Source organism: Scytonema sp. PCC 10023, assembly GCF_963920835.1.
Taxonomy (GTDB): Bacteria; Cyanobacteriota; Cyanobacteriia; order Cyanobacteriales; family Nostocaceae; genus Kalymmatonema.
In genome coordinates this window covers 1-3354 of record NZ_CAWUDP010000241.1, presented here as the reverse complement: position 1 = coordinate 3354, position 3354 = coordinate 1, and the positions used below count along the sequence as shown (strand labels likewise).

At 43.6% G+C, this 3354-nt stretch carries 5 protein-coding genes; 2 read left to right on the top strand and 3 right to left on the bottom strand.

Annotated features, from left to right (window positions below; translation table 11 throughout):
- Together ACM0OZ_RS48275 and ACM0OZ_RS48270 are read left to right on the top strand one after the other, a co-directional pair.
- Window positions 1-700 (top strand): RNA-guided endonuclease InsQ/TnpB family protein (locus ACM0OZ_RS48275; RefSeq protein ID WP_414590064.1); only part of this gene is annotated, 700 nt, incomplete at its 5' end.
- Window positions 701-704: 4 nt separating this feature from the next.
- A complete protein-coding gene (locus ACM0OZ_RS48270) occupies window positions 705-935 on the top strand; it encodes a hypothetical protein (RefSeq protein WP_414590063.1) in 231 nt (76 codons plus the stop codon).
- A 207-nt stretch (window positions 936-1142) separates the two neighbouring features.
- Here ACM0OZ_RS48270 and ACM0OZ_RS48265 read toward each other — a convergent pair whose 3' ends face one another.
- The 3 genes from ACM0OZ_RS48265 to ACM0OZ_RS48255 all read right to left on the bottom strand — a co-directional run.
- Complete coding sequence (locus ACM0OZ_RS48265; protein ID WP_414590062.1) at window positions 1143-1499, bottom strand: hypothetical protein; 357 nt, start codon at window positions 1497-1499, stop codon at window positions 1143-1145.
- Window positions 1500-1604: 105 nt separating this feature from the next.
- Window positions 1605-2333 carry a hypothetical protein gene (locus ACM0OZ_RS48260; protein ID WP_414590061.1) on the bottom strand — a complete coding sequence of 243 codons (729 nt, stop codon included), beginning with the start codon at window positions 2331-2333 and terminating at the stop codon, window positions 1605-1607.
- A 429-nt stretch (window positions 2334-2762) separates the two neighbouring features.
- On the bottom strand, window positions 2763-3354 hold a 592-nt coding region (locus ACM0OZ_RS48255), incomplete at its 5' end, for an inorganic phosphate transporter (protein ID WP_414590060.1).

Below are 3354 nucleotides of genomic sequence, written 5' to 3'. Positions count from 1 at the left end.
CCTTCGGGACGCTACGCGAACAGGGGTTCTCACCCTCCCACTATGTCTTGATAGTCAAGTCTTACAAAGAGTAACATTCAACCTTTCCAGCGCATTTGTCAATTTCTTTGAGGGACGCGCTAAATATCCTAACTTCAAATCCAAGCACGGTAAGCAATCAGTTCAATATCCCCAAAATGTGAAACTCATGCCATTCGATTCTGTGATTAAGTTTCCAGGTAACTTGGGGTTAATGAAAACCGTGTTTCACAAACAACTACCTGACGCAAAATTCACAACTGTAACTATATCAAGAAATGCTGATGGTAGGTACTACGCTTCTATCCTTTTCAATCACGCCACTTGCTACAACTCTGGGAACCAGAGCAACGCACTGGCTCAAGAAGACAATCCAGTAGTTGCAATCAGAGATGCTATTGGAGTTGACTTAGGGTTAAAAAACTTCGCCATAACTTCTGAGGGTTCTAAATACGACTTACCCAAGAACAAGCTCGCAAAGCAAGAATTGAATAGAAAGCGTAAACAACGTAAACTAGCCAAGAAGACAGATAAGACTTCAAACAAACGTCGCAAAGCTAAAAGGTTAGTTGCAAAAATCTCTAGCAAAATAGCCAGAGTAAGAGAAGATTTTCTACACAAGCTATCTCGCTGTCCGAGCATACGAAAACCAAGTTATCTGTGTAGAAGATTTGGCAGTTAAGAACATGGTCAAAAATCCCAACCTCTCCAAAACTATTAGTGACCAAGGATGGGGGATGTTTTTAACCATGCTTAAATACAAAGCTGAGAGATTTGGTCACGCCTATCAAGAAATAGGTCGTTTCTTCCCATCATCTCAGCTTTGTAGTGTGACTCTACTACCAATTCCAATGCTGCAAAATGGTTATGATTCATTGGGTGTTAGGTTTGTAGATTGCCCCCACTGCCAGAAATAGCATGATAGAGACATCAACGCTGCAATAAATATTAGAAATGAAGGATTGCGATTATGGAGCCAGTACGGACTTGGGGTCTCCCCAAGTAGAGTAACTGGCGTGGCGTTAGGAACTAGCGCTTCTGCCGACCGAGGGGATGTAAGACCAAAGTCTTCAGGACGTAAAAAATCTATGAAAACTGAGGCAACCCCCAATGAATTGGGAAGCCTACACGCTCACCGTCAGGGAGCGTGTAGGTAGTTCACTTAATGAAGCTCTTGCTCTAGCACAGCTCGCGCCGTCGAATTCCAATACCCAACTATGGCAGGTAGTATTTGCTTTTATGTATTCGCCGCGATCGACTGAAAACGGCTTTGCTAAAGCAAGCTCAGCATTTTGACTTTTCTCAGTTACCCAAAATCGCTCAACTGCCGGAGGCATTCCAGCATTACCGTCAGGAACTGGTTGACGACTACCTACTTTTTTGCCTTTGCGCTTACCTTTGAGGGAATCAAAAAAGTTTTTGTAGGCAACACCCAAATCTGCAACTGATTGTTGCAATGGAATATTTGAGACATCAGACAACCAACCTCTAAGAGAGGTCTTCTTTGCTTGAGTAATTACCAAATGAATGCAAGTCGTTATTACTTGGTAGTTTTTCAGACCGGAATAACAACGGCGAGCTAGCCCCTAAATTCTATTTATGGGGGCTAACTGTTTCAATTCCATGATGTAATCATCTAAACGAGTTTCCTCACGCTGGGGATTTGATATTCTTTGGAAGAGGCGTTGGACTCGACGCTTGAGCATGTTGATCTTGAGTTCCCACTCGTCAGGAATCACGGATTCATCCTCATCCAGTAAATTGGGATCGCGAATCCAGGCACGATACCACTTGCGAACCAGTTTAATTAGTGTGTCATCTAAGCGGGTTTCTTGAAATTCAAAGATTGAGCGATTGTTTTTGGTTGTAGTGATAACTTCGAGTCCAATCAAACTCAGAACATCTCGATATTCCTGCTGCACGTTTTCAATTTCATCCTGAGTCAATCCGCCTTTTTCAGCAAACTGTAGAGTCACAGCCAAGGCTTCTAGCGCCTGCTCAATCTCTTCTAATTTGAGATTGACTTCACTTTCTGCCAGAAGACGCAGCTTTCCCAGTTCTTGTTGTTTTGCCAAATTTTTATCGACTACGGCATTGTAGTAGCAATCCATCAATTCTAGTTTTTTGTCAATATCCCCCAGTGTATCGGGATGAGCTAGAATGACGGCTTCCATTACTTGTTTGGCATCATCTAGTTGATAGTTTTGCAAAACTTCAATCTTAGTGGAATAGAAGTAATAGGTTGTAGGACGGCTGAGATTGGTGATGTTTTGCCCCTGCAAAACGCTGTTTGGAATATACAAGGAATTTTGCATACATAATAGATAAACCCTAATTTATTTTACCAAGGGAAAGGCATCTATGCTGAGGGCTGAGGGCAGCTATGTGGGAGAAGTAACGAAACTACAAGGGTTCGTCCTCTGTGCTCAATGGCTTTTTCAGTGATTTTTTTACTAGTTTAGTAAAGATTTAAGGAATTTTAAAAAGTAGGGAAACACTTACTACGGCTATCGGATAACCGATAGCTTTGCTGTACTAGAGAGCCAGTTCAGTAGAAGTAGTTGACAAAAAATACAGTTTTTGCAGAGGCTGATTGGTAGGTGAACGCGGTATCAGGAGTGTATGACAATGCGACCCCCTGTCTGGAATCCACCAATTGAAGTGTCCGCCAGCGAAACAAAAGTAGCGCATTGAACCTGTGACAGAATCAAGTTTGAAGGCTCAACCCATATAGAGAAACGGTATCAGAATACGGCCCTCAGTACTGAAAAGATACCAGCGCTAATAGCTGCGCTCAAGGGAACTGTAATGAGCCATGCGGCGGCAATTCCTTTAAGAGTTTTGAATTGAATTGATTTCATGTTTTGCACCAGTCCAATGCCAACGACACCACCAACGAGAGCATGGGAGGTGGAGACGGGTAAACCTAGCCGCGAGGCGAGTAGGATAGTGGTGGCAGTTGCTAGTTCCGCGCAGAATCCACTACTGGGTTGCAGGGGAATAATACTTTCGCCGATGGTAGCAATGACTTTTTTTCCCCAAATGCCCAAACCTGTAACAATTCCAGCACCACCAAGTATTAAAATCCATATGGGGATGTTGATGCTGTCTGTGGGTACCGTGCCAGTGCGGTTAATGTAAGCAATTGCAGCCAGAGGCGCGATCGCATTTCCCACATCATTAGAACCATGAGCAAAAGCAACAAAACAAGCACTGAGCAATTGAAATCGAGCAAATAACCCCTCTACTAGGGATGAGGAAGATGAGGAGGATGAGGGGGATGAGGGAGTGAGGGAGTGAGGGAGTGAGGGTTCGGAGGAGGATGAGGGTTCGGAG

Excerpts from the sequence above, each read along its gene's own strand:
- ACM0OZ_RS48260 (WP_414590061.1), bottom strand. The coding sequence starts at position 2,333 with ATGCAAAATTCCTTGTATATTCCAAACAGCGTTTTGCAGGGGCAAAAC.
- ACM0OZ_RS48270 (WP_414590063.1), top strand. The coding sequence starts at position 705 with ATGGTCAAAAATCCCAACCTCTCCAAAACTATTAGTGACCAAGGATGG.